The following is a 3,453-nucleotide window of genomic DNA, read 5'->3' as shown; positions in this document are numbered from 1 at the left end:
CTTAAGAGGAGGAATCTTATGACTTCACTATCAACAGATTTCACAGAAAAACCTGGGATCCCTACGGCATCCAGCCGCCCGCGGGCGAGGCGGTGAAGCCCGCCTCCGTCCCCACGCCGGCCGCGCCTGAATCCGCGCCTCAACCCGCCGCCGCTGCCGCCGCAGCGCCGCTGCCGCCCACCGAACCCGCGCCGATCCCCGCGGAGACTGCGCCCGTCTTCGCGCCCGCTCCCGAGACGCAGTCGCCCGCCGCCGCAGAGGCGGCTCCGGCAGCCGCCACTCCTGAGGAGCCCCGTCCCATTCCGGTCGTCACCGAACCGATGCCGCGCCCCGCGAAAAGCGCCGCGGCCCCGGAGGTCCGGCGCGTTCCGAGCGACGCCGAACTCGAGGCGCGCCGGCGCACCAAGCACCGCCTGGTCGGCGCCGCCGCGATCCTGATGGCCGTGGTGGTTGCCGCCCCCTTCATCCTCGACAGCCGGCCGCCCATTGACGACGCGAAGCTCTCGCAGGTCCGCATGGACATCCCCAAGGAGTCCGAGACCTCGACCGCGATCAATGCGGCGGTCGAACCCCCGTCGCAGCGCGCGCAGTCGGGAGACGTGGACGTGACGAACATGACCCTCGGGCGCGATGAGAGCACCGCGAAGGCGAACCTCGCCCGCGAGGCGCAGAGCTCGATGAAGGCGCAGGCCAAGACGGAGGCGAAGCCCCAACCGAAGCCCGCCGCGAAGGCCGATGCGAAGCCCCAGGGCAAGACCGAAGCCAAGACCGAGGCGAAGGCCGAGGTGAAGCGCGCTTCGCAGAAGACCGCCGGCATCACGCCTCCGACGGGCAAGGGCTGGTACGTGCAGGTGACCGCGCTCTCAAACGAGGCCGCGGCCGAGCGCATCGTGAAGCGCCTCGCCGTCCTGGGGCTGCCCGCCTACAAGACGAAGACCGACGGGGCGCTCTGGAAGGTCCGCGTCGGCCTCTACGGCTCGCGCGACGAGGCCGAAGGCGCCAAGGGCACGATCATCCTCAACGGCGTCGCGCACAAGCCCTACGTCGCCAACAAGTGATTCCGCCTGCCGCCGGGACGTCGTTTTTGTACAATGGCGTCCTTTCTGGATTTCCCTGAAGCGTTCGGGGAGCGCCCGCCGCGCCCCCCGGGAACGCACCACCCCCTCGGAGAGTCATGACCGAAATCGACTGGATCATCATCGCGCTCCTCGCGCTCTCGACGATCGTCGGCATCATGCGCGGCGTGCTGCGCGAGGTGCTCGCCATCGCTGGGTGGGTGGTCGGCATCGTGCTCGCCATGAACTTCTCGGGCGACCTCGCCGCGCAGATTCCGCTCGAAAGCATCGGGTGGCTGCCGCGCGTGATGATCGCCGCCGTGCTCATCATCGTCGCGGTCCTCTTCCTCTGCGGCCTTCTCGGCATGATTCTGCGCCGGCTCCTTGAGGTCGCCTCGATCACCTTCGAAGACCGGGCGCTCGGCGCCGTCTTCGGCCTCGTGCGCGGCATCGTCGTGGTCTGCGCGTGCGTCTTTCTCTTCGGCATGCCCGCTTCGGTTCACGAGAGCCGCATGTGGCAGCAGTCCGTGCTGATCGGGCCGGCCGAAACGCTGATCGACTGGTCCATGCCCTATCTCCCGAAGTGGATTCAGGAAATGCGCGTCTCCTCGCACCGCGCCTGATTCCCGAAGGGAAGGAACACACGGACAGCATGAACACACGAACCCCGGAACCGCTCTTGAGATCTCGTCAGGGCGGTTTCTGCGCGTTTCCAGAACCCCATTCTTCTCCTTTTCCCCCGGCTCTCCCTTCGGAAGCCGACCACCCTTGAGAGGTTGATTCAGCCATGTGCGGCGTCGTCGCTCTTATCTCCAATGAACCGGTCAACCAGCGCCTCTACGATGCGCTCCTGCTCCTGCAGCACCGCGGCCAGGACGCGGCGGGCATCGCCACGTTGGACGGACTGCAGTTCCACATGCACAAGGCCATGGGCCTCGTGCGGGACATTTTCCGCACGCGCAACATGCGCGACCTCACGGGCTCGGTCGGCATCGGCCACGTGCGCTACCCGACTCAGGGGTGCGCGAGCTCGAACCAGGAGTCCCAGCCCTTCTACGTGAACGCCCCGTTCGGCATCATGTTCGCGCACAACGGCAACCTCACGAACGCCGAAGAGCTCAAGCAGGAGCTCTACGAGATGGACCGCCGCCACATCAACACGTCGAGCGACTCCGAAGTGCTCCTCAACGTGCTCGCGAACGAAATCGCCCGCGTGACGGTGAACCGCAAGCTCGACGCCGACGGCGTCTTCGAGGCGGTCGCGGCCGTGCACAAGCGCGTGAAGGGCTCCTACGCCGTGGTGGCGCTCATCGCCGGCAAGGGCCTTCTCGCCTTCCGCGACCCGCACGGCATCCGTCCGCTCTGCTTCGGCAGCGCGGTCAATGAATCGGGCGTGAAGGAATGGCTCGTGAGCTCGGAGTCCGTGACGATGGTGGGCCTCGGCTTCAAGCTCGAGCGCGACGTCGCCCCGGGCGAGGCGCTCTGGATCGACTTCAAGGGCGGCGTCGAGACGCGTCAGTGCGCCGAGCACCCCGTCGCCAATCCCTGCGCCTTCGAGTACGTCTACTTCGCCCGTCCGGACTCCATGATCGACGGCATTAGCGTCTACGGCGCCCGCCTCAACCTCGGCGTGCATCTCGCCGACACGATCCGCGAAGAGCTCGACCTGTCGGAAGTGGACGTCGTGATGCCGATTCCGGACAGCTCGCGCCCCTGCGCGCAGGAGCTCGCCAAGCAGCTGAAGCTCCCCTACCGTGAAGGCTTCATCAAGAACCGCTACGTCGGCCGCACCTTCATCATGCCCGGCCAGGCCGTGCGCAAGAAGTCCGTCCGCCAGAAGCTCAACGCCATGCCCGTCGAGTTCGAGGGCAAGAACCTGTTGCTCGTGGACGACTCGATCGTGCGCGGCACGACGATGAAGGAGATCGTGCGCATGGCGCGCGAGTCGGGCGCGAAGAAGGTCTTCATCGCCTCCTCGGCCCCGCGCGTGATGTTCCCGAACGTCTACGGCATTGACATGCCGACGCGCTCGGAGCTCATCTGCGGCGACGGCAAGGACGCCGCTGCGGTGGCGAAGGAGCTCGGCGCCGACCGCGTGATCTTCCAGACCCTCGACGGCCTCAAGAACGCGCTCCACGAGCTCAATCCCGCCATCCCGGCCTTCGACTGCTCGTGCTTTGACGGCGTCTACGTGACGGGCGACGTCACCGAGGCCTACCTCGAGAAGCTCGAGGCGCCGAAGCCCAAGGCCGCGCCGGCCGAGCCCGACGATGAGGACGCGCAGGCGGGTTCGGTCGCCTGAGCGCGCGGGCGCTTGTGACTGCTCCCCACCCAATTCCGTTAGGAATTGGGCGAGGCTTCTCGCTTCACTGACAACAGCCCCGGCTTGCCGGGGTCT

3 protein-coding genes are annotated in these 3,453 nt (G+C 67.1%); all 3 read left to right on the top strand.

What is annotated here, in order from left to right; translation table 11 throughout:
- Nucleotides 1-92: 92 nt before the first annotated feature.
- The gene (locus ACT6Y9_RS09630; protein ID WP_443744362.1) at nt 93-1,058 is read left to right on the top strand and encodes an SPOR domain-containing protein; all 966 of its coding nucleotides are present in this window, start codon (nt 93-95) and stop codon (nt 1,056-1,058) included.
- A 116-nt stretch (nt 1,059-1,174) separates the two neighbouring features.
- Nucleotides 1,175-1,678 carry a CvpA family protein gene (locus tag ACT6Y9_RS09625; RefSeq protein WP_295480248.1) on the top strand — a complete coding sequence of 168 codons (504 nt, stop codon included), beginning with the start codon at nt 1,175-1,177 and terminating at the stop codon, nt 1,676-1,678.
- Between the two features lie 164 nt (nt 1,679-1,842).
- Entirely contained in the window at nt 1,843-3,357 is a 1,515-nt protein-coding gene (gene purF / locus ACT6Y9_RS09620) for an amidophosphoribosyltransferase (RefSeq protein WP_443744361.1), read from the top strand.
- Nucleotides 3,358-3,453: the final 96 nt, after the last annotated feature.

It is taken from the genome of Sutterella sp., from assembly GCF_052272535.1.
Classification (GTDB): Bacteria; Pseudomonadota; Gammaproteobacteria; order Burkholderiales; family Burkholderiaceae_F; genus Sutterella.
This window is presented reverse-complemented; position numbering and strand designations above follow the sequence as displayed.